Below are 20,853 nucleotides of genomic sequence, written 5' to 3'. Positions count from 1 at the left end.
TTGTTTTTTGAAATTAAGGAATTGCCGAACTCAAAACAAGATATTGACTGTTAAAATGCATTTAAATGCTTAAAGTATCTAGATTGTTAATATTGTATGCAATCTGGTTAATTCAATTTTAATGATGAAGGTAAAAGAGCGGTATTTTTGAGTATACCGTAACCCGAATTAATTGGGTTATCCTCAATTATAACCTTATGTTAAGATTCAGAAGATTTCCTTTCCGTAAAAGAGGTTTATTATTAGCCTTTACAAGTTTATTATATCTATTAGGCTGGAGTCAGGAGCATGGTCCAAACCGTATTTGGTACTCCGAACCGGCAAATTCGACGGTGAAGGATAATCCAGATGGTTGGGTTAGTGATGAAGAATGGCTGAAAGCTTTTCCACTTGGAAATGGTACCCTAGGCGCCATGGTATTTGGAGATGTAAATCAGGAAAGAATACAATTGAATGAGATGTCCTTATGGAGTGGAAGCTATGCAGATTCCGATAATCCGGAATCCTCCAAATATCTATCTCAGATTCGGGAATTACTATTTGAAAAGAAGTTTAAGGAAGCTACAGATCTTACCAATAAAACACAGATTACCAATGGTAAAGGTTCTGGAAGTGGTAATGGGGCTAATGTTCCCTTTGGATGCTTTCAAACCATGGGTGACCTTTGGATAGATTTTAAAGAGAAATCTGCTTACAAAAATTATAGACGGGAATTAAATTTAATGGATGGCATTGCTACCGTAGAATACCAACAGAATGCGGTTAACTATAAGCGGACAATCTTTGTCAGTCATCCCGATCAAGCTATTATCATCAATTTCAAGGCTGATAAAAAATCAAAGATCAGCTTTGAATACTCTTTAAATCGTCCTGAGCGATTTAATACTCGCATTGAAAATCAGGTTTTGATTATGGAAGGGGAGTTAAATGATGGGCATGGACAGGCAGGGATGCGGTACAAAAGTTCTATTCACCCTCGAGTAAAAGGCGGGAAAGTAAATGAAAATGGGGACAAAATCAGCATCGAGGGTGCAGATGAGGTTACCCTTATTATTACAGCAAAAACTAATCATAAATTAGCATATCCGACTTATCTAAATCGTGATTACCTCAGTGAATTTGAAGAGATTAATTTAGGGATCGCGAAGAAATCCTATTCCCAATTATTAGAGCGTCATATTGCTGATTTTAGTAGGTTCATGAAGCGGGTAGACTTTTCGTTAGGGGAGGGCATCAATAATCTTCCGACGAATGAACTATTAATCAAGAATGCAAAAACGGGAAATGAACAAGTATTAATCCCATTGTATTTTCAATTTGGACGGTATTTATTGCTTTCATCGTCGAGAGCTGGCGGTTTGCCGGCGAATTTACAAGGGATATGGGCTAATAAGATACAAACCCCTTGGAATGGTGATTATCACACGGACATCAATGTTCAGATGAATTATTGGCCAGCGGAGGTCAGTAATCTTTCGGAATCTCATAAACCCTTATTAGAATTTATAGAATCTTTGGTCATTCCAGGTGGCCATACTGCAAAAACACAGTACGGCATGTCAGGTTGGGTGGTGCATCCTATAACCAATGTTTGGGGTTATACTGCTCCTGGAGAAAGTGCAAGTTGGGGAATGCATATCGGTGCAAGTGGATGGTTAGCACAGCATATTTGGGAACATTATTTATTTACGGAGGATTTAGAATATCTGAAAAAAGCCTATCCAGTTCTCTTAGGTGCTGCTCAATTTTATTTGGACTGGTTGGTAACAGATCCTAAATCGGGGAAGCTTGTTTCTGGTCCATCGCCTTCACCTGAAAATACTTTTATTGCAGCAGATGGCACTAGGGCACAAATCAGCATGGGTCCAACCCATGATCAACAGGTAATTGATAATTTGTTTTCGAATATTATCCAAGCCTCTAAATTATTGAAAGCAGAAGACTCCAAAATACTAAAGGAAATTCAAGCCGCTAAGCAGAAATTATTATTATCCAAGATTGGTCCTGATGATCGTTTGATGGAGTGGGCAGAGCCTTATGCTGAAGCAGAACCAACGCATCGTCATTTATCACATTTATTTGCGTTTTACCCAGCTTCGGAAATTACATTGAAAAAGACTCCAGAATTGGCGAAGGCTGTGGAGAAATCCTTGCTTGCTCGTGGGGATGATGGTGTTGGCTGGACTTATGCATGGAAGATATCCCTTTGGGCGAGATTAAAAAATGCAGAAAAGAGTCTTGAATTATTAAATAAACAATTGCGACCGACAGATGATACTGGAACCAAATATTCAGCTGGTGGGGGGACATATTATAATCTGTTTGACGCCTGTCCGCCTTTTCAAATCGATGGTAACTTTGGCGTCATAGCGGGAGTTGCTGAAATGTTGTTGCAGAGCCATGATGGTAGCATCGATTTATTACCAGCTTTGCCTTCAGCCTGGAAAAAAGGAAAAATAAGTGGATTGGTTGCTCGTGGAGCAATTGAAGTTTCCATGGTTTGGGATAATCATAAATTGCTGGAAGTGGGTTTAAAATCGAAGTCCAATAAAGAAGTGAAAATTAGTTATCAGGGCAAAGAAAGGTTAGTGCGATTGGAAGCTGGTAAGTTATTGAAAATTAATAAAATATAGCGAGTATTTTAGCTAGTTATACGGCCTTATATCGGTTAATATTGGATTAATTGAGGGTAATTTTGAGGAAAAGCAGAGTAACTTTTTGATGTAATTTGGGGTTAAATAAACCTAATTCAAATCACATGACGAAAGTAATCAAGCTAGGCAAAATTGCCATGCTTAATCTGGTCATTATTCTATCGACCTTTTTAAATGCATTGGCACAGGAAGAGCTTCAGGTAACCGGAAAAGTTACCAATAAGGAGTCTGTTTCCATACCGGGAATCACGGTGAAAAATCTAAGTAGCGATGTGGTTGTTTCGAGCAATAGCTCTGGACAATTTACCATCACAGCAAAGATTAATGACAAAATCCAATTTTCAGGGGTTGGCTATGAGCCTCAAACCCTAACCGTAACCTCATCGAGTCCTTTAAATGTTCAAATGTTGAGCAAGGATGAAGAAATTGATGAGGTGGTGGTAGTTGGTTTTGGACAACAAAAGAAAGTCAATTTAACAGGAGCAGTAGCCACTGTTGGGGGGGATGAATTAACAAAAAGACCCGTTACAGATGCCGGATCGATGTTGCAGGGGAAGATGCCTGGAGTTCGGGTCGTACAAAACTCAGGACAACCTGGTGAAGAAGGGCTATCCATTCGCGTTCGTGGTCAAGGTACTTTTAGTGGTGCCGGTTCCAATCCATTGGTTCTTATTGATGGTGTGGAAGGCAGACTTTCGGACCTAAATCCAAATGATATCGAGAACATCTCTGTTCTAAAAGATGCGGCATCGGCTTCCATTTATGGATCTAGAGCGGCCAATGGTGTCATTATCGTAACGACAAAATCAGGAGTTTCAGGAAAAACTAAGGTAGATTATCAACTTGGATTAAATGTCCATGAAGTGACAAAAATGCCTGAGTTTATCACCAATTCAGTAGAATACATGGAGCTATGGAATGAGGCCAAGAAAAACTCAAATCTTCCAAGTGGACTATATCCTCAAGAGATAATTGATGCCTATAGAAATGCAACCGATAGAAACCAATATCCTAATACAGACTGGATAGATGTGATGTTTGATCCAGCCTTTGTACAGAATCATTACTTGACATTTAATGGGGGTGAAGGGAAAACAAAATATAATGTTTCCCTAGGTTATGTAGATCAGCCTGGAACGATGAAAGGTTTTGATTTTCAGCGTTATAATTTCAGGTCGAATATTACTTCAGATATCAATAGTTTCATCACCTTTGGAACCAATCTTTCCTTCAAACATGGGGTAAAAAACAGCTCGAGATCAGGTGGAACAGATATCTTTTTATCAACCTTAGCGCAAGCGCCGACTTACGGACCATATCTTCCTGATGGCAGTGGCCGATATGCATATAAGGCCTATGTGTTTGAAAGCAATAATAAAAATCCACTCGCCATCGCTGAAAATGGCGTAATGAATAGATTGCGGGATTATACAGGAAATTTGCAAGCATGGACCAATGTAAAGCTATTAAAAGGACTTTCATGGTATAGTAAATTTGCTGTAAACGGAGATTTTTACCGTAATAAAGACTGGAGACCTGTAGTTCCATTGTACAATTATCATACAGGAGAATTTATGACCAACCTGGATACAGGAGGGAAAGGATTGATCAATCGTTCAGAGCAAAGGATCTATACCAATTTGTATTCTTATTTATTATATGAAACCAGTTTTCAGGAGAAGCATAATTTAAAATTACAATTCGGTTATAGCCAGGAGAATTCCAAGTTTGAAAATTTAAGTGGGTATAGAGAGCAGTACCTGAACAATGACCTTCAAGAATTGAATGCAGGAAGTGCAGCAGTCCAAACGGCAGGAGGTTATACTGAGGAATGGGCGATTCAATCCCTATTTGGACGTGTAGGCTATGATTATCTGAATCGGTATTTATTGGAATTGAATGTTCGATACGATGGGACCAGCCGTTTGAATCCTGAGAATAGATGGGGAGCTTTTCCATCCATCTCTGCAGGATGGAGAGTTTCAGATGAACCATTTATTCGTGAGAATAATTGGACCTGGTTAAATGATTTTAAAATCAGGGGTTCATACGGGATATTAGGAAATCAAAATATTGGACTCTATCCTTACCAAAGTATTTTGGAGTTAACCGGAGCTTATTCATTTGATAATGCCACCTTAATTCCAGGGGTTGCCCAGTTAGGTTTAGCCAATCAGAATATCAAATGGGAAACTACTAAATCCACGGATATTGGGGTAGACTTAGCCATCTTCAATGGATTGACAATTACAGCAGACTGGTACCGCAAAACGACATCCGATATTTTAAGACTTTCTCAGTTGACTGATTTAGTAGGTCTATCGGCGCCTTATGTCAATAGAGGAGTGATGGAGAATACCGGAATTGAACTGAATGTAGGTTATCGAAATACGGTTAAGTCTGGAGCGATGGAAGGATTAGCTTATGATTTCGGCTTTATGATTGATAAGTTCAAAAATAAGTTAGTCACTTTTGGAGCTGAAGAAATCTCAGGTTATACCATGAAACGTGAAGGATTACCTTACGATAGCTTCTACATGCTAGAAATGGATGGTATTTTTCAATCTCAAAGCGAGATTGATAATTCACCAAAACAGTTCAACGATAAAACCTTACCGGGTGATATAAAATATAAGGATCAGAATAATGATAACAAGATTGATAATGATGACCGAATCATTATAGGGAATCCATTTCCAAAATTTGAGTATTCCTTCAATATTGGAGCAAGTTGGAAAGGGATAGATATTTCGGCCTTCTTCCAAGGGGTTTATAAGCGGGATGTATTTGTAAACAATTGGGGGACTATTCCATTTGTACAGGGTGCTGTGCCTACAGTAGACTGGAGAAATCGTTGGACTGAAGAGAATCCGTCGCAAACGATGCCAAGAATATACTGGGGTTGGGATGGAGGTGAAAAAATTACCCGAAACTCATCTTATTACTTAAAAGATGCCAGCTTCCTAAGGTTTAAGAATTTGGTTGTAGGATATACTTTCCCAGAGACTTTGACCAACAAATTAAAATTGAGCAAGGTGAGAGCCTATTTTTCAGGAGACAATTTGTTTACCATGACGGATTATCCAGGTTTGGATCCTGAGCGTACAGGTAATGGAAACTTTTTGAATTATCCTCAAAATAAGATTTACTCTTTTGGTCTTCAACTTAGTTTATAACCCTAAAATAGATTATTATGAAATTCAGATATAAATATTTATTAATCCCAGCTTTAGCCCTTTCATTGGGTTCATGTTCGGATTATCTTGATAAGAACCCCACCGATAAGTTATCCCCAAGTTCATTTTGGAAAACCAAAGGCGATGTAGAATCTGCATTGACAGCTGTATATGCAACCTTGCAAGCTAGTCAGTATTCATATGGTGCTCCAAATTTTGACAACATCACGGATAATGGTTATGGGCAGCACAATTACGATAATAGCAGCAATATCGCTCAAGGAAATATATCTTCCACAACTGGGGGCTATATCTCTACGATTTATTCAACTTCTTACAGAGGAATTGCGAGAGTAAACATCTTTTTGAAGAATTTAAGTGAATATAGCATGGCTGATATTTCGGATGTGGACCGTAAGAACTATGAAGCCGAAGCCAAATTTATTCGAGCTTTTTATAATTTCCAATTATATATGTTTTATGGATCTGTTCCATTGGTGACTGAGCCATTGGATTTGGAAACTCAATTCCAGGAAAAAACAGATAGTAAAAATATCTATGCGCAGATAATAAAAGATTTGGATGAATCTATTGCGACACTTGATGATGTATCCTATTTGTCGAAACCGGGACATGCTGTTCGATCTTCTGCTCAGGCCTTGAAACTACGAGTTTTGATGAATGATAGTTTCACTTCGAAAACTGCTGCCGATTTAGCAAAAATGAAAGAAGCTGAACAGGTTGCCAATGCGATCATTAGCAAAGGGTTGTATAGTTTGGACGCAAATTATGAAGGTCCTTTTAAGGATGCAACTCAAAAAAGTAGTAATGAGATTTTATTTTCCATTAACTTCTTAGCGCCAAACAATTCTACCGAAATGGATATGTGGTATGGGGATTGGGTTGTGGTAAGTCCATTGAAAAATTTAGTGGATGCATATGATTATACAGATGGATTGGCTTATGGGGTTTCACCATTGACAGATGCGAATGATCCGTTCAAAAATAGGGATCCCAGATTAGGGAAAACTATATTTAAGGGCACAGTTGTTTGGCCAGATGGGAAAACGCATCGACCATCCAATGGAGCTCCAACAGGTTTTGGATTAAAGAAATTTCTGACACCGGATTTGGTGCCTTATGGCTATGCAACGCGAAGCCAGCAAGATTGGGTGATGTTGCGATATGGCGATGTTTTGTTGCATGCTGCCGAAATTGAAAATGAACTCAACGGTGCTAGCAGTAAAGCCTATTCTTATATCAACCTTGTTCGAAAGCGGGCAGGCATGCCTAACTTGCCTACAGGATTATCTAAAGAACAATTTAGAGAACGATTAAGGAAAGAACGTAGAATAGAATTGGCTTTTGAAGGATTGCGATACTATGATTTAAAACGATGGAAGATTGCTGAAGATGTATTAAATAATGTGAATGATGGTATCATTCCTTATTCCTTCGAGTCTAAGTTTTATAAGTGGCCTTTGCCACAAACGGAGATTGACAAGAGTCAAGGGAAATTAGTGCAAAATCCAGATTATGGTAAATAGTATGCCCATATAAGAATCAAAGAAAAAGCTGTCAAAATTACTTGACAGCTTTTTTTATAGGTAATTAGAATGAATTTCTATCCTTCTTTTAAAAGAATCTCTTCGCCTTTTTTCAAGGGAATATGGTAATAATTATTTGCTTTTTTCAATGCTTTTCCCGAACTGTTTACGAGATTTTTTTCTACTCTGAGTTTCAATGTTCCATTGTGATTAGCTTTGATTTTCAATTGTTTTATTTTTCCATCGACAATTTTAGAGCTGAATAAATAACCGCCTTCAGATCGCAAATTTTCAAATGAATAATCCTGCCATGTATTTGGGATTGCAGGCAACAATTCAACATAGCCTTGTTTGCTTTGGATCATCAGTTCATGGATTCCTTGAGCAAAGGCAAAATTCCCTTCAAGGGTGAACGGTCTGTAGGTAAAATTCGAAAATTGACCGCCTTTCTGGTCACCATTTAAATGGAAGGAATTGATAGAGCAGAAGTTATTGGCAAACTTTTGAAGGTTGTCCAATGCAGATTCCGCATTCTTTCCGCGGGCATGCAGGATTGCCATCCAAGAAAAGGAATAGCCAACCCAAGCTCTGGTTCCTAAGGTATCCAAATGATGTAAGGATTTTTCAATAAGAGGTTTATCTTTAGCTGAGTTGATATCGAGTGTTCCCATTGGATAAATTGCCATGTAAGGCGACATATGTCTGTGGGAGTGTTCCATAGGAAATCCTGGAGCAACTAGTAATCCGGTTTGATCTTGAGCGAATTCAGGAAATTCAGCTCTTATCTTTAGCCATTTCTGGGCTTCATCTTTTTTACCCATGGCATTGCTGATATCTGCTGCGGACTCAAAGAGATAATGTACAAGTGCTAGGTCAAAATTGGTCCAATCTTTAAACCAGGCGTCTATCCGGTTGTCATTATATTCTGGGCTTGAGCTGATAGGAAGATAGCGTTTTCCGTTTCTTTTGGTCGTTATTTGTTCCAAATAGGTTGCAACATCCTGGGTGTACGGGTAAGCCCTATTTTTTAAGAATTCGGGATCCATACTATATTTCCATTGCCAGTAGAAATGTTGGGCTGTCCAAGCACTTACGGTAGGGGAAAGTGAATATTGAATCCATCCTCCCATAGGAATCCCATTTAGAGTCAATACTCCCGGGACATTGAGCCCTTCAGTTTTGAAATATTGTTTGGTAAATTCCTTATTGATGTCTTTAATTGACCATAACCATTCGGTAAAGGAAGCAGCTTCTTCGAGCTTGTTCCCTGTATATCCTGGCCAATAACTAAGTTGTGTGTTTAAATCATTATGGAAATCCCCTTTCCAAGGAGGTAAGCCTCCATTATCAGCAGTCCATACGGCCTGTAGGGTGATTGCCGGTGCACCTTTCCTTGCAGCAGAGCCAAATTTGTACATTTCCAGGAAATACTGTTTTTCCAATACCGGGTCAGGAATGCGAATACTAGATTGGGCCCAATAGTTCTGCCACCATGCCGTATGTTCCTTTCTGAAATTACCATCTTCAATTCTTTCCAAGCTAGATTCCAATTGGGCGGAATGATTATCAGAGACCGTCCATAAGCCAATTATGCGATCTGCAGAAACCTTCTTCCACACAAGTAATACTTCAAAAAATCGCTTATCATAGGTTGGTTGATGGATAATTTGGTAATTATTTCCTTCTTTTAATGTTCCCTGTTGATAGCCTAATCTGGAAAGTCGTTGACCTTCAACGACAGACTGTTGCCCATTATCTGTCGCGGAAGCACCATAGCTATGTGGGATCAAATTAGGCAAAGGTAATTCCTGATTGTTTCCAGTAATTTCAAAATAACCAATTGGTTTGGTTGCGTGAATAAAGTTTTGAATTCGAATGCCGTTTTCAAAAATTATAGTATTGGTAGCATCCGCCAGATTCAATTCATTGCTTTTGACGGTTCCCAGTTTAGCGAGGTCAAAAGTCATTGCAGCAGCTGGTAACTTAGTGGGGTAGGGAATAGCGTCATATGGCCGATCACCCCATTGCTGTGCATTTTGATAAGTATTATTGAACACCTGTTCTTGGACCCATTTAAAATCATGTTTTTCGATGTCCAAGGCTTTTCTCTCATCCCAAAGGTCCGCACAGTCCAGAGAGTACCTTAGGGTATTATCTTTTTTCCAGATTAAGGCACCGATTTCAGCATTTCCTAATGGAATAGCCTCATCCCAGCGTTCAGCAAGTTTAGTAAAGTTCAGATTATGAGTTGGGGAGGGTTGAGCATGTGCACAGATACTCCAGTCTAACAAAAAAAGTAGCGGGAAGAATTTTTGTGAAGATATCATATCAGGTTATTTTTTATAAAAATAACGCATTAATATGGCTGGGGATACTTCTTAATTAACCGAAACTGAAACTATTTTGTCTAAAATGGATGTAATGGATTCGGGAATTAATTAGGAGGTTTTGGGGATGAAATCCTATTGTATGTGCTGTAAAAAAGAAGGGGCTGTTTAATAACAGCCCTTTCAAAGATCTTTATAGGATTAATAAATCCATTTAAAGTTATATTCTTTTTCTGGAATCTTCATACGATCTGCCAGACGTAATAAACGGTCAGGAAGACGCATTAAATAATCTCTAGCTTTTTCACCTTGTTCATTCAATCCAGTTACCTGATCAATTTTCCAATCTGTCAAAAGTTCTTTTAGGATATCCACATAATCCACTGCTGTATAAACACCTAAACGTTGAGCTGCATCTGAGAAGTGCGCAAATGCGCCACCTTGAGGTTCTCCAGATTCTCTTAAGAAGTGAGCCGGCATAACGATTTTTTTCTTCATCATATCCTCGAAAGCAATCATGACTTCACTAGGGTCAACGACCATGGCATGGGAGATAAAAGACATATAAGCTTTGGCATGTCTTGCTTCGTCGGAAGCAATGACACCACACATTTTAGCCAATAATTTATCACCACTTTTTTTGGATAATGCAGCCACACGACGGTGAGATACATTGGTTGCCAATTCCTGGAAAGAAGTATAAATAAAGTTTCTGTAAGGGTCAGCACCCGTACCAATATCGAAGCCATCTTTAATTAAATACTGTACAGAGATTTCAAACTGTTTCATATCAATTCGACCCGATAGGTACAAATATTTGTTAAGCAAGTCACCGTGGCGGTTTTCTTCAGCAGTCCATGCGCGTACCCATCTCATCCAGCCACCTTGTTCATTTTTATTGACATCCTCTACCATGGTTAACCAAGACTCATAGGTTGGAAGAGCTTCTTCCGTGACAGTATCACCGATTAGGACTGCAACCAGGTCATAAGGTAATTCTTTAGCGCTTTCCTGTAAATCGCGAATTTCCTCAAAAAAAGTATCTCTGCCTGCATCCGGAAGGAAGTCAGCCGGTTGCCACATATCCTCAACAGGTTTTAAATAATCGGACATTTCATTCAACATGAAAGGTTCCAAATAGGTCATAACCTCTTTTCTTGAGCCTTCTGGTAAGTTTAAAGGTAGTTCTTGCATAATTAAACAAAGGTAATCAATATCGACTTAATAATAATTTAATATTTTTTTATTTCCATCCTTAATTAGGATTATTACTTATAAATAACTTTAATATTGCCCGATATGTTTTATTATATCTTAACTTTGTAAAAGAATAAAAATATCAAGAATTGGATACACTAGACATCAAATCGATACGCGAGGAATTCCCAATTTTGAAACGTGAGGTAAATGGGAAACCTTTAGTCTATTTAGATAATGGGGCGACTACGCAAAAGCCCAAAGCAGTAATTGATGCAATCCTAAACTATTATACGGACATGAATAGTAATGTTCACCGCGGTGTTCATTACTTAAGTCAGATATCAACAGATGCCTTTGAGGTTACTCGACGTAAAGTTCAGGAATTTATCAATGCAAAGCACGACTACGAAATCATAATCACCAAGGGTACAACCGATAGTATTAATCTGGTTGCTACATGTTTTGGTCAGGAATTTATACAAGAAGGGGATGAAGTTATTATCTCCGCAATGGAACACCATTCCAACATTGTGCCATGGCAGATGGTTTGTGAGTCAAAGGGGGCTAAATTGAAGGTTATCCCGATGAACGAAGCCGGAGAGCTGGATATGGAGGTTTATAAATCCTTGCTGACTTCAAAGACAAAGATTGTCTCTGTTAATTATGTTTCTAATGCCTTAGGAACCATCAATCCTGTCAAGGAAATTATTCAACTTGCTCATGCGCAGAATGTACCGGTATTAATTGATGCTGCACAAGCTGTACAACATATCAAGATCGATGTTCAAGAACTGGATGTTGATTTCCTAGTATTCTCAGGACATAAAATGTATGGTCCAACTGGGGTTGGTGTGCTTTATGGGAAAGAAGAATGGTTGAATAAAATGCCACCGTACCAGGGTGGAGGTGACATGATCAAGGATGTTACTTTTGAAAAGACAACTTATAATGAATTACCATTTAAGTTTGAAGCTGGTACTCCCAATATTGAAGCGGGGATTGCCCTAAATGCAGCAATCGATTACATCAATGAATTAGGTATTGATAATATCAAAAAATACGAGGATGAACTTCTGCAGTATGCTACAGAAAGATTACAAGAAGTTGAAGGGATTCGTTTTATCGGAACAGCCAAGGAAAAATCATCTGTGATTTCCTTTGTTGTAGATGGCACCCATCCTTATGATATTGGGGTTCTTTTGGATAAATTAGGAATTGCTGTTCGTACAGGTCATCATTGTGCCCAACCGGTTATGGAGCAATTTCACATCCCTGGAACAGTTCGAGCAAGTTTAGCAGTTTATAATACCAAAGAAGAAATCGATGCACTGGTAGCCGGCGTAAAGAGAGCCGTTGCTATGTTAGTATAAAAGAATATGACAATAAATGAAATACAAGATGAATTGATTGAGGATTTTTCCTTTTATCAAGATTGGATGGAGAAATATGAATTCATCATTCAATTAGGTAAGGAGCTTCCGATTATCAATGAATCAGATAGACAAGATCAATATATTATCAAGGGCTGTCAATCTAAAGTATGGTTGGTTCCGGAAATGAAAGATGGTAAATTATTATTTACTGCGGATTCAGATGCGGTTATCACGAAAGGATTGGTCAGTTTAATGGTGAAAGTATTATCAGGTCATAGTCCAAAAGAAATTGCGGATGCCGAGTTATATTTTATTGATCAAATTGGTTTGAAAGAACATCTTTCGCCAACCCGTGCCAACGGATTATTGTCCATGGTAAAACAAATAAAATTATATGCGATCGCTTTACAAGCTAAAGCATCTTAATAAAAACGCTGCCCAAGGCAGCGTTTTTATTTTTTGGACTTTTGATTTTCCTCAAAACTATTCAGACATTTCGGAGAATTCTTGCATTGAAGGCCTATAGATATTTTGGAAAATGAGTGCCTCATCTCCTTCAAGGCCGGTCATTTCTTTTATTAACTCCACGGAAAAAGTCATATCAATATACTGCATGGTATACTCATCGGCTTCCAATTGTTTTTCTAGCGGTATCTTTTCAGGTCTTTTAAAGAGCATTCTTTTAACCGCGAGCAAATCTACTGTAAACAAGGTCGCTGTGCTACCATTTGCGAGAAAACCTCTTGGATTTCCAGACATGTCAGCACGCCCGAGGACGTATTTTCTAAAGGTTGGTGTTTTGGGAATATTAAGATTGAGATTTACCTGATTTGAGTCCTTTTTACTTGTTTTTCCTTCCACACTGATGGCTTCAATCTCGATATATTTTGGTTTTAACAAAATGGATGTGAGGGTTTTTTCCTTAGTTTCCATGAACAGGTTGATCTTGAGGACTTCATAATTATTAAGATGAATTCTCAGGCTATCATGTTGGTTCACAGCAATCGAGAAATTTCCTTGATGGTCGGTGAATTCTACAGCTTTGCTGCTTTCCACTTTTACCCGATATAAAATTCTACCTGTTTGCGAATCCCTAACATTACCTTTTACTGTTTGAGCTTGAATCTGCAAACCTGAAAACAAGAGAAAAAGTAGCAATAGGAATTTCATATAGGTATTATTTAATACCTAAAAATAATTTATAAAACTTTAAATATTAGATTATTAACTTATTTTAACGAATGGTTTTTATTACACTTTAATAAAGTTGGAAGAGATCCTTTTACCAAAGAAAATCTCAGCCTTTTCATTAAAATCTTCGGGATCATCCGTCGTGAAAAATTGAAGAGATTTCTCTTTGGAGCATTTTTCTTCCACCTCAGGATGTCTTTTGAGGTAGTCCACTAGGCTTTCAGCAACGAGTTTTCCTTGGGAAATAATATTGATTCCTTCTGGGACGTATTTTTGAATCAGTGGGAGTAAGAGCGGGTAATGGGTGCAAGCCAAAAGGATGGTGTCCATTTCAGGTGATGCTTGCAATAATTGTTGGATATCTTGTTGGACAAAGAAATTAGCACCTTCGCTATTAAGTTCATTATTTTCAACCAAAGGAACCCAGAATGGGCATGCATGTTGAAAGACATCGATATCGGGATGGAATTTATTGATTTCGATTACGTAGGAATTTGAATTGACGGTACCTTGAGTAGCCAGGATCCCGACCTTGTTACTTTTTGTAAATTGATTGACGACCTCTGAGGTTGGGCGTATTACGCCTAAAACTTTCTTCCCTTCGGGCAGGTCGTTTTGTTGAATGGTTCTTAATGCTTTTGCCGAGGCGGTATTGCAAGCAAGGATAACTAAGTTACATCCCAGTTCGAAGAGTTTAAAGACACATTCTTTAGTATATTCATATACTGTTTCAAAAGATCTGGTTCCATAAGGTACACGGGCATTATCCCCTAAATAGATATAATCATAGTCAGGGAGATGTTTATGGATTTCCTTGAAAACCGTAAGACCACCATAACCAGAATCAAAAATGCCAATAGGACCAGGGTTGTTTTGTTGAGACATGTAAATAAACTTTCTTCAAATATTGATACAAAGGTTGTTCATTCTGATTTCAATTGCAAATGATTGGAAAAATTCTTGAGGTTAATTATTGCATAAATCGGGAAAGCAAGAAAATAATCTTAGCTTTAAGTATGATGGGCCTAAAACTAACTATCCCAATATTTCTTATTTTTCTTAGCAGTTTCTGTTACTCCCAACAGGAAAATTCGATTGTAGTTTCTAGCAGTGGTCATTCCTTGGAATTTGAAGATGGAAGGCCGTTTTTTTGGCTAGGAGATACGGCTTGGGAATTATTTCACCGATTAAAAATTGAGGAGATTACAGAATACCTGGATAACCGAAAGGCTAAAGGATTTAATGTCATCCAATGTGTAATCTTGGCGGAATTGGATGGAATTCGAATTCCGAATCGATATGGTGACTTAGCATTAATAAACGAGGATCCGACACGACTTAACGAAGCTTATTTTAAATTGGTAGATTCAGTAATTCAACTTGCCCAGGAGCGCGAGATGTATTTGGCAATTCTTCCTACTTGGGGTGATAAGGTGACTTTGAAATATTCCGGAGCTGGGCCTGTGATTTTTAACAAAGAAAATGCGCATCAATTTGGGAGGCTTTTAGGAGCGCGGTATAAAAAGTACAATCATATTTTCTGGATATTAGGAGGAGATCGGCCAGCAGCTGATCTGGAAGAAAGCTGGCTTGAGGTTTATCGCTCGATGGCCGCAGGGTTGGATGCGGGCTCTGGAAAGAAAACTTTAAAATCATTTCATCCCGGAGGATATATTTGGGAGAGCAGTCCAATGTTGCACCAAGAGGTGTGGATGGATTTCAATATGATTCAGTCTGGTCATGCGAGGTTGGATGTTCGGGTTTGGGACTTAATACAGAAAGATTTGAGATTGCTTCCAAAGAAGCCCAGTTTGGATGCGGAACCTTGTTATGAAGATCATCCAATCAATCCATGGAATGGATGGGATCCTTCGAAAGGATATTTTCGGGATAGGGAAGTTAGAAGACAACTCTATCGCTCTGTATTTGCGGGTGGATTTGGGGTGACCTATGGTCACCATGCTATTTGGCAATTTTATGGACCTTCCTTTTTGCCTGTGAATTACCCAGATCGAAATTGGCAAGAGGCAATGGATAGACCTGCTGCATTTCAAGCTGGCTTCCTGAAGAAATTGATTCTTTCCAGACCTTCAAAAAATAGAATACCAAATCAATTGATGATCCTGAATCAGGATTCGATAGAAGCTAAGAATTTTATGACCGCATTTACCGATTCCGAAAAAACCTATGCTATGATATATTTACCGAATAATAAGTTCGTTAACCTCAATATGCGTGAGTTTCCTAGTAAAAACATCCGGTATCAATGGTTTAAGCCAGAAACAGGTGAATTAGTGGGAAAGAAGATCGTTAGGGTAGAGGAGAAAATGCAGATTCATGTTCCCAATAATAAGAATTCAACAGATTGGGTGTTGATTATTGATAAGATAAATTAATTTACTTAATGGAGATTTTTTATTAAATAACAGTAGTTTTTTTAATGATACTGAGTGGTTTCTTATCGGGATTAAAGTTCAGTGTTAAGTTTATATTAATTCGTAAAAATGAATTAAACCACGTGTAATAAAATCCGTCATTTATATGTATGCTGGATGATATCTTAAAGGCAGACGATATTATTACTTAAAGAAACGAAAATTAATTATTACAAAATTATTTATGAAAAAAATCACATTTTTATTAATCGCTTTATTAGCCGTATTTGCTTCCTGTTCAAAGGATAATGTAAATCCAAATCCAGAACCAGAGCCTGAGCCTGAGCCTTCTGTAGAATATCCCAAATTTATTATTACTTCACAAGATACTAGTGTGAGTATTTTTCAAAATGCGTTAGCTTCCTTACAATTGGAAGGGGAAGAAGCAAATGACCTAAAAACTGGTATATTTTTAATGGCGGCCTATGATTCCATTATTTGGGAGATCCCAAAACAATATTATCAACCTGAACCAAGCACTAATTATTCAATAAAAGTTGGTTTTGCATTTCCTTTTCCAGGTACTTACAAGCTTTATGTTTCAGGATATAAGAACAAGGCTATTGTAAGAAGAGATTCCATTAATTTTATTGTCAAGAATTCAAGGGACTTTTTAGGGCTAAATTGGAAGGCAGGTAAGGACGAGATCTTTAATTCTGCAGAAAATTCATATACCAAAACCCTTTTAAATTTAAAAAGTGATATTACAGGAGATAAGCCATCAGCTAGATTAGAGTTTATGTATAGCAGTAGTACTGGGCGGGATCAATATTCTATAATATCTTATAATACCTTAACTGAATGTATCAATAAAAATTATGGAGAAAGTCAATATACTTATACTGGTGATCTAAATAAGTCAAACTTGGTAGCAAAATATGCGGAGCTTTTCAAGAATCCATTAGAGAGTCGATATTTTCCAGTAAAAATATGGCAAACCGAGAAAAATAATATTGTTTTATTAGGAATGAAGGAGGGTTCTGAAGAACGAATTTATTACGTTGTTAAAGCAGAACCTCGGAGTTAAAATTAATTTTAAAATTATAATAAATGCCCCCAAATTCTAGGCGAATTTGGGGGCATTATTTATGTTAAGCTTTTAAAAGTTCTGGTTTTTCTTTGTATAATTTCCACATCAATTCACCGAATAAAGTATTGGTCCAAGCGAACCAATGTCTGGTAAATTTCTTAGGGTCATCCTTATGAAAAGATTCATGCATAAATCCAGTACCTCCATGGGTGTTCTTTAATGTTTGCACACATTGGCGGATTTCCTCGTCATTTGTAGAAGTATTGGCCCGCATAATAATAGACATTGGCCAGATCATATCACGACCGATATGTGGACCACCAATTCCTTCAGCAAATTTTCCCTTGAAGAAGAACGGGTTTTTATCGGAAAGGATAAAGTTTCTTGTCCTTTGGTAGACTTCATCGTTAATATCGACTGCACCTAGATAAGGTAAAGCTAATAAGCTAGGAACATTGGCATCATCCATCATCAAATAACTTCCAAATCCATCAACTTCAAAAGCATAAACACGTCCGTGAGTAGGATGGTCAATAATACCATATTGATTGACAGCTTGCTCCACTTCGTTTGCCAGCGCTTCCATTTCGGCAGCCAAGGCGGTATTGTTTTTCACTTTTTTCAGAATTTCTGCGGATTGGCGAAGGCTGACAATAGCAAACAGGTTTGACGGAATCAGGAATCCAAAGATACTGGAGTCATCAGAGGGGCGGAAGCTAGATACAATAAGTCCAACAGGATTTACTGGATAGCCATAGCCATCTACCTGCAGGGTATCTGAGCCTCTGGAAGTTGTTCTTTCAAATTTATATGGACCTAAACTTGTCTTACGTTGTTGTTCTTTAAATGTACGAAGAGTTGCTTCCTGTGCTTTTTCCCAAGTTTCATCAAATGGGGTAGTGTCATTAGTTTCTTTCCAATAGCGATAAGCCAAACGGATAGGGTAGCATAATGAGTCAATTTCCCATTTACGTTCATGCATTCCAGGTTTCATATCAGTATGATCGGTAAACCATTCTCCTTTTTTGGTCGGATCATTATAGAAAGCATTGGCATAAGGGTCAATATTGATACATTCTGATTGCTTATTGATCAAACCAAGGATCATATTTTTTAGTTTTTGATCCTTGTTTACAAATTGAATGTACGGCCAAACTTGGGCACTACTATCTCTTAACCACATGGCGTCGATATCACCCGTAATCACATAAGTTAATTTGCGGTTTCCTTTGGATTCATCGTATACCGTAGTATCTAAAGTATTAGGAAGACAGTTATTAAACATCCATCCTAATTCTTTATCTGCTACATTTTTTTGAAATTCTTTGATCATGTCTTCCACCAATTTACTGCTGAAATGACGTTTATTAACAGGCGTACGGACTACCGGAAAATCATTAATTCCCTCAGCAAAAGTGAATTTGCTGGCGAGCATTCCAGCCCCTAATAGGGCTGAATTTTGAAGAAAAGTTCTACGCTTCATATTTATAATAGAATAGTTTTACAATTAATTAGGTAGCAATATACAAATTGTCGTTGATTTTCCCTTGCATAGAATAAACGTTTTAGCTATTAATATGGGTAAAATTATGTTTAGCTCGATTAATAAAAGTACCTTTGATAGTTTTTAGGAATAAAATTTGATAGTATTGCTCAAATATCTCGACTAATAATAATTTATGAAACAGACGTTATCCTATGCAATCGTCGGACTACTAAGTCTTAGTACCTTCGGCACATTGCAAGCACAAGTCAAGAATCAACCTTACTCTTACCAACATTACCAAAAGTATGATGAAGAGTTATATTCGCCTAATACCCGTTATCATACATCCTCGAAGCCTTATTTATTTAAGGGTCGCTTGTTAGAGAAGATGGATTCGATTCAATCGTTGAATTCGGTGGATTCTGACAATTGGTTTATGCGGAAGATATTCAATGAACACCTAGTTCAGGTTGAAAAAGAAGATCATACTTTTTATTTGGATGTTTTACCTGATTTTGTAATCGGGACAGAGATGCTCGATAAAGATAAGAGAACGACCTGGTTAAACACCCGTGGGGTTCAAGCAGGAGTTACTATTAAGGATAAATTCACTTTTTACGGTAATTTCTTTGAAAACCAAGGGGTTTTTCCACGGTATATAGATGATTATATCAAGGAATCACGAGTGGTACCTGGTCAGGCAATGTCCAAAAGACATTTGAATAAAACTAAGGATTGGATGTATGCAACAGCCAATTTCACTTATGATTTTAGTGATTATTTTCAAGCGACCTTAGCTTATGATAAGAACTTTATTGGGGATGGTTATCGTTCGGTATTATTATCTGACTTTTCATCGAACATGGCTCACTTAAAGCTTACGGGAAAAGTAGGTAATGTACAATATACCTCGATATGGGCATATATGACCGATCCGAATAATCCCCGCGTGGATTCATTAAATTCAGGCGGTAGGTTTGGAGACGGCATTAAATGGGGGGCATTTCAATATTTAGATTGGAATGTGACGAATCGCTTGTCATTAGGATTCTTCCAATCAGTAATTTGGGCTAATCGCAATCAAGCAGGCCATCGCGGATTTGATTTTAATTACTTGAATCCGGTTTTATTCCTTAGACCAGTAGAGAATAATAATATTTCATCTCCAGATAAGATGTTCCTAGGATTAAATGCAAAATATAAGGTGTTGGATAACTTAACAGCTTATGGACAGTTTTTACTAGGAGAGTTTACTGCGAAGGAATTTTTCTCGAATAATGGTTATAAACATAATAAGTGGGGAGTACAGTTAGGGGCGAAGGCTTTCAATATTTTCGGGGTAAGAAATCTGAATATTTTGGGAGAGTATAATGCCGTTCGTCCATATACCTATCAGCACTTTGTTTCCATATCCAATTATAGTAATAGAGGGGAGCCATTGGCGCATCCAAGAGGGGCAAACTTTAGAGAATTGGTTGGTATTGCGAATTATTCGTGGAACCGTTTAGATTTTTCTGTTCAAGGATTATATAGCCGATATGGCACAGACCCTATAGGTAAATTTGGAGTTCCTATCAACTATGGCGGCGATATCTTCCAATCTTATAACACTGCGCCGAATACCTATGGTAACAAAATTGGTCAAGGGGTTCAGAATGATCTGTTTTATGCAGATTTGAGAGCCGCTTATGTATTAAATCCGAAATATAATTTGAGATTTGAGGTAGGTTATACCCAACGTTATAATCGAATTGAAGATGAGCCGACTCAAAAATCTGGAGTGATTACGGTAGGATTACGTTCAAGTTTCCGTAATCTTTATGGAGATTTTTAGGATTATAGTATCTTTAGCATATAAAATCAAATCATGAAAAAGATATTAATCCTAAACGGACCGAATTTGAACTTATTAGGGGTTCGGGAGAAAGGCATTTACGGTGATCAATCCTTTGAAGTTTATTTTGAAGCGTTGAAGTCTAAATTTTCGGATTTAGAGTTACATTATTTTCAAAGTAATTCAGAGGGCGCTATCATTGATAAACTTCATGAAGTTGGATTTTCATTTGATGGAGTTGTATTGAATGCTGGAGCTTATACCCATACTTCGGTTGCTATTGCAGATGCGATTGCTGCGATTAATACTGCAGTTGTTGAGGTTCATATTTCCAATGTCCATCAACGTGAAGAATTTAGACATCATTCCTATTTATCTAAAAATTGCAAGGGTGTGATATTAGGTTTTGGTTTGGATAGTTATCGATTAGGTTTAGAAAGTTTTAAGAACGACTAACATTATATCAAGATAAAACAGAAAGAGAGGAATTATTCCTCTCTTTTTTTTCTGAAAGTTATTATTGTTTTTTTTAAGTAATCCAATAAAATATTAGACCAGTGATTATTCAAGGGTCTATTTTTTGTCCGGATAATTTTGTTT

At 37.6% G+C, this 20,853-nt stretch carries 14 protein-coding genes; 9 read left to right on the top strand and 5 right to left on the bottom strand.

Going from position 1 to position 20,853, the window contains the following annotated elements; genetic code table 11:
* Nucleotides 1-197 precede the first annotated feature (197 nt).
* From ACF3OC_RS14370 to ACF3OC_RS14360, 3 genes are all read left to right on the top strand, one after another.
* Nucleotides 198-2,633 (top strand): glycoside hydrolase N-terminal domain-containing protein, encoded by a 2,436-nt coding sequence (locus tag ACF3OC_RS14370; RefSeq protein ID WP_392469549.1) that lies wholly within the window; start codon nucleotides 198-200, stop codon nucleotides 2,631-2,633.
* A 125-nt stretch (nucleotides 2,634-2,758) separates the two neighbouring features.
* Nucleotides 2,759-5,830, top strand: a complete 3,072-nt coding sequence (locus tag ACF3OC_RS14365) for a SusC/RagA family TonB-linked outer membrane protein (protein WP_392469547.1) — start codon at nucleotides 2,759-2,761, stop codon at nucleotides 5,828-5,830.
* A gap of 17 nt (nucleotides 5,831-5,847) precedes the next feature.
* The gene (locus ACF3OC_RS14360; RefSeq protein WP_094256079.1) at nucleotides 5,848-7,377 is read left to right on the top strand and encodes a RagB/SusD family nutrient uptake outer membrane protein; all 1,530 of its coding nucleotides are present in this window, start codon (nucleotides 5,848-5,850) and stop codon (nucleotides 7,375-7,377) included.
* A 77-nt stretch (nucleotides 7,378-7,454) separates the two neighbouring features.
* Here the strand turns inward: ACF3OC_RS14360 and ACF3OC_RS14355 are convergent, their stop codons facing one another.
* Both ACF3OC_RS14355 and ACF3OC_RS14350 read right to left on the bottom strand, forming a co-directional pair.
* Nucleotides 7,455-9,704 carry a glycoside hydrolase family 95-like protein gene (locus tag ACF3OC_RS14355; protein ID WP_392469545.1) on the bottom strand — a complete coding sequence of 750 codons (2,250 nt, stop codon included), beginning with the start codon at nucleotides 9,702-9,704 and terminating at the stop codon, nucleotides 7,455-7,457.
* Between the two features lie 201 nt (nucleotides 9,705-9,905).
* Nucleotides 9,906-10,898 carry an acyl-ACP desaturase gene (locus tag ACF3OC_RS14350; RefSeq protein WP_094256077.1) on the bottom strand — a complete coding sequence of 331 codons (993 nt, stop codon included), beginning with the start codon at nucleotides 10,896-10,898 and terminating at the stop codon, nucleotides 9,906-9,908.
* 152 nt (nucleotides 10,899-11,050) lie between these two features.
* On the opposite strand from ACF3OC_RS14350, the gene ACF3OC_RS14345 reads away from it, so the two are divergent.
* On the top strand, nucleotides 11,051-12,274 hold the full coding sequence (locus ACF3OC_RS14345; protein ID WP_094256076.1) for an aminotransferase class V-fold PLP-dependent enzyme: 1,224 nt from the start codon (nucleotides 11,051-11,053) through the stop codon (nucleotides 12,272-12,274).
* Between the two features lie 6 nt (nucleotides 12,275-12,280).
* Nucleotides 12,281-12,703 (top strand): SufE family protein, encoded by a 423-nt coding sequence (locus tag ACF3OC_RS14340; protein ID WP_094256075.1) that lies wholly within the window; start codon nucleotides 12,281-12,283, stop codon nucleotides 12,701-12,703.
* A 57-nt stretch (nucleotides 12,704-12,760) separates the two neighbouring features.
* Here ACF3OC_RS14340 and ACF3OC_RS14335 read toward each other — a convergent pair whose 3' ends face one another.
* Together ACF3OC_RS14335 and murI are read right to left on the bottom strand one after the other, a co-directional pair.
* On the bottom strand, nucleotides 12,761-13,447 hold the full coding sequence (locus tag ACF3OC_RS14335) for a hypothetical protein (RefSeq protein ID WP_094256074.1): 687 nt from the start codon (nucleotides 13,445-13,447) through the stop codon (nucleotides 12,761-12,763).
* An 81-nt stretch (nucleotides 13,448-13,528) separates the two neighbouring features.
* Nucleotides 13,529-14,353 carry a glutamate racemase gene (murI, locus tag ACF3OC_RS14330; protein WP_094256073.1) on the bottom strand — a complete coding sequence of 275 codons (825 nt, stop codon included), beginning with the start codon at nucleotides 14,351-14,353 and terminating at the stop codon, nucleotides 13,529-13,531.
* A gap of 131 nt (nucleotides 14,354-14,484) precedes the next feature.
* Here murI and ACF3OC_RS14325 point away from each other — a divergent pair, with 131 nt between their 5' ends.
* Complete coding sequence (locus ACF3OC_RS14325) at nucleotides 14,485-15,864, top strand: DUF4038 domain-containing protein (RefSeq protein ID WP_392469541.1); 1,380 nt, start codon at nucleotides 14,485-14,487, stop codon at nucleotides 15,862-15,864.
* Nucleotides 15,865-16,087: 223 nt separating this feature from the next.
* The gene (locus ACF3OC_RS14320; protein ID WP_392469540.1) at nucleotides 16,088-16,930 is read left to right on the top strand and encodes a hypothetical protein; all 843 of its coding nucleotides are present in this window, start codon (nucleotides 16,088-16,090) and stop codon (nucleotides 16,928-16,930) included.
* Between the two features lie 64 nt (nucleotides 16,931-16,994).
* Here the strand turns inward: ACF3OC_RS14320 and ACF3OC_RS14315 are convergent, their stop codons facing one another.
* On the bottom strand, nucleotides 16,995-18,416 hold the full coding sequence (locus ACF3OC_RS14315) for a glycoside hydrolase family 125 protein (RefSeq protein ID WP_392469538.1): 1,422 nt from the start codon (nucleotides 18,414-18,416) through the stop codon (nucleotides 16,995-16,997).
* 196 nt (nucleotides 18,417-18,612) lie between these two features.
* On the opposite strand from ACF3OC_RS14315, the gene ACF3OC_RS14310 reads away from it, so the two are divergent.
* Nucleotides 18,613-20,253: a gliding motility protein RemB gene (locus ACF3OC_RS14310; RefSeq protein WP_392469537.1), complete on the top strand. Its 1,641-nt coding sequence runs from the start codon at nucleotides 18,613-18,615 to the stop codon at nucleotides 20,251-20,253.
* 33 nt (nucleotides 20,254-20,286) lie between these two features.
* Nucleotides 20,287-20,709: a type II 3-dehydroquinate dehydratase gene (aroQ, locus tag ACF3OC_RS14305; protein ID WP_094279939.1), complete on the top strand. Its 423-nt coding sequence runs from the start codon at nucleotides 20,287-20,289 to the stop codon at nucleotides 20,707-20,709.
* Nucleotides 20,710-20,853 lie beyond the last annotated feature (144 nt).

It is taken from the genome of Sphingobacterium cellulitidis, from assembly GCF_043187465.1.
GTDB classification, from domain to species: Bacteria; Bacteroidota; Bacteroidia; order Sphingobacteriales; family Sphingobacteriaceae; genus Sphingobacterium; species Sphingobacterium cellulitidis.
Note: the sequence above shows the minus strand (reverse complement) of the source record. Positions and strands in the feature narration are given on the sequence as shown.

Excerpts from the sequence above, each read along its gene's own strand:
- ACF3OC_RS14370 (WP_392469549.1), top strand. The coding sequence starts at position 198 with ATGTTAAGATTCAGAAGATTTCCTTTCCGTAAAAGAGGTTTATTATTA.
- ACF3OC_RS14365 (WP_392469547.1), top strand. The coding sequence starts at position 2,759 with ATGACGAAAGTAATCAAGCTAGGCAAAATTGCCATGCTTAATCTGGTC.
- ACF3OC_RS14360 (WP_094256079.1), top strand. The coding sequence starts at position 5,848 with ATGAAATTCAGATATAAATATTTATTAATCCCAGCTTTAGCCCTTTCA.
- ACF3OC_RS14355 (WP_392469545.1), bottom strand. The coding sequence starts at position 9,704 with ATGATATCTTCACAAAAATTCTTCCCGCTACTTTTTTTGTTAGACTGG.
- ACF3OC_RS14350 (WP_094256077.1), bottom strand. The coding sequence starts at position 10,898 with ATGCAAGAACTACCTTTAAACTTACCAGAAGGCTCAAGAAAAGAGGTT.
- ACF3OC_RS14340 (WP_094256075.1), top strand. The coding sequence starts at position 12,281 with ATGACAATAAATGAAATACAAGATGAATTGATTGAGGATTTTTCCTTT.
- ACF3OC_RS14335 (WP_094256074.1), bottom strand. The coding sequence starts at position 13,447 with ATGAAATTCCTATTGCTACTTTTTCTCTTGTTTTCAGGTTTGCAGATT.
- murI (WP_094256073.1), bottom strand. The coding sequence starts at position 14,353 with ATGTCTCAACAAAACAACCCTGGTCCTATTGGCATTTTTGATTCTGGT.
- ACF3OC_RS14325 (WP_392469541.1), top strand. The coding sequence starts at position 14,485 with ATGATGGGCCTAAAACTAACTATCCCAATATTTCTTATTTTTCTTAGC.
- ACF3OC_RS14320 (WP_392469540.1), top strand. The coding sequence starts at position 16,088 with ATGAAAAAAATCACATTTTTATTAATCGCTTTATTAGCCGTATTTGCT.
- ACF3OC_RS14315 (WP_392469538.1), bottom strand. The coding sequence starts at position 18,416 with ATGAAGCGTAGAACTTTTCTTCAAAATTCAGCCCTATTAGGGGCTGGA.
- ACF3OC_RS14310 (WP_392469537.1), top strand. The coding sequence starts at position 18,613 with ATGAAACAGACGTTATCCTATGCAATCGTCGGACTACTAAGTCTTAGT.
- aroQ (WP_094279939.1), top strand. The coding sequence starts at position 20,287 with ATGAAAAAGATATTAATCCTAAACGGACCGAATTTGAACTTATTAGGG.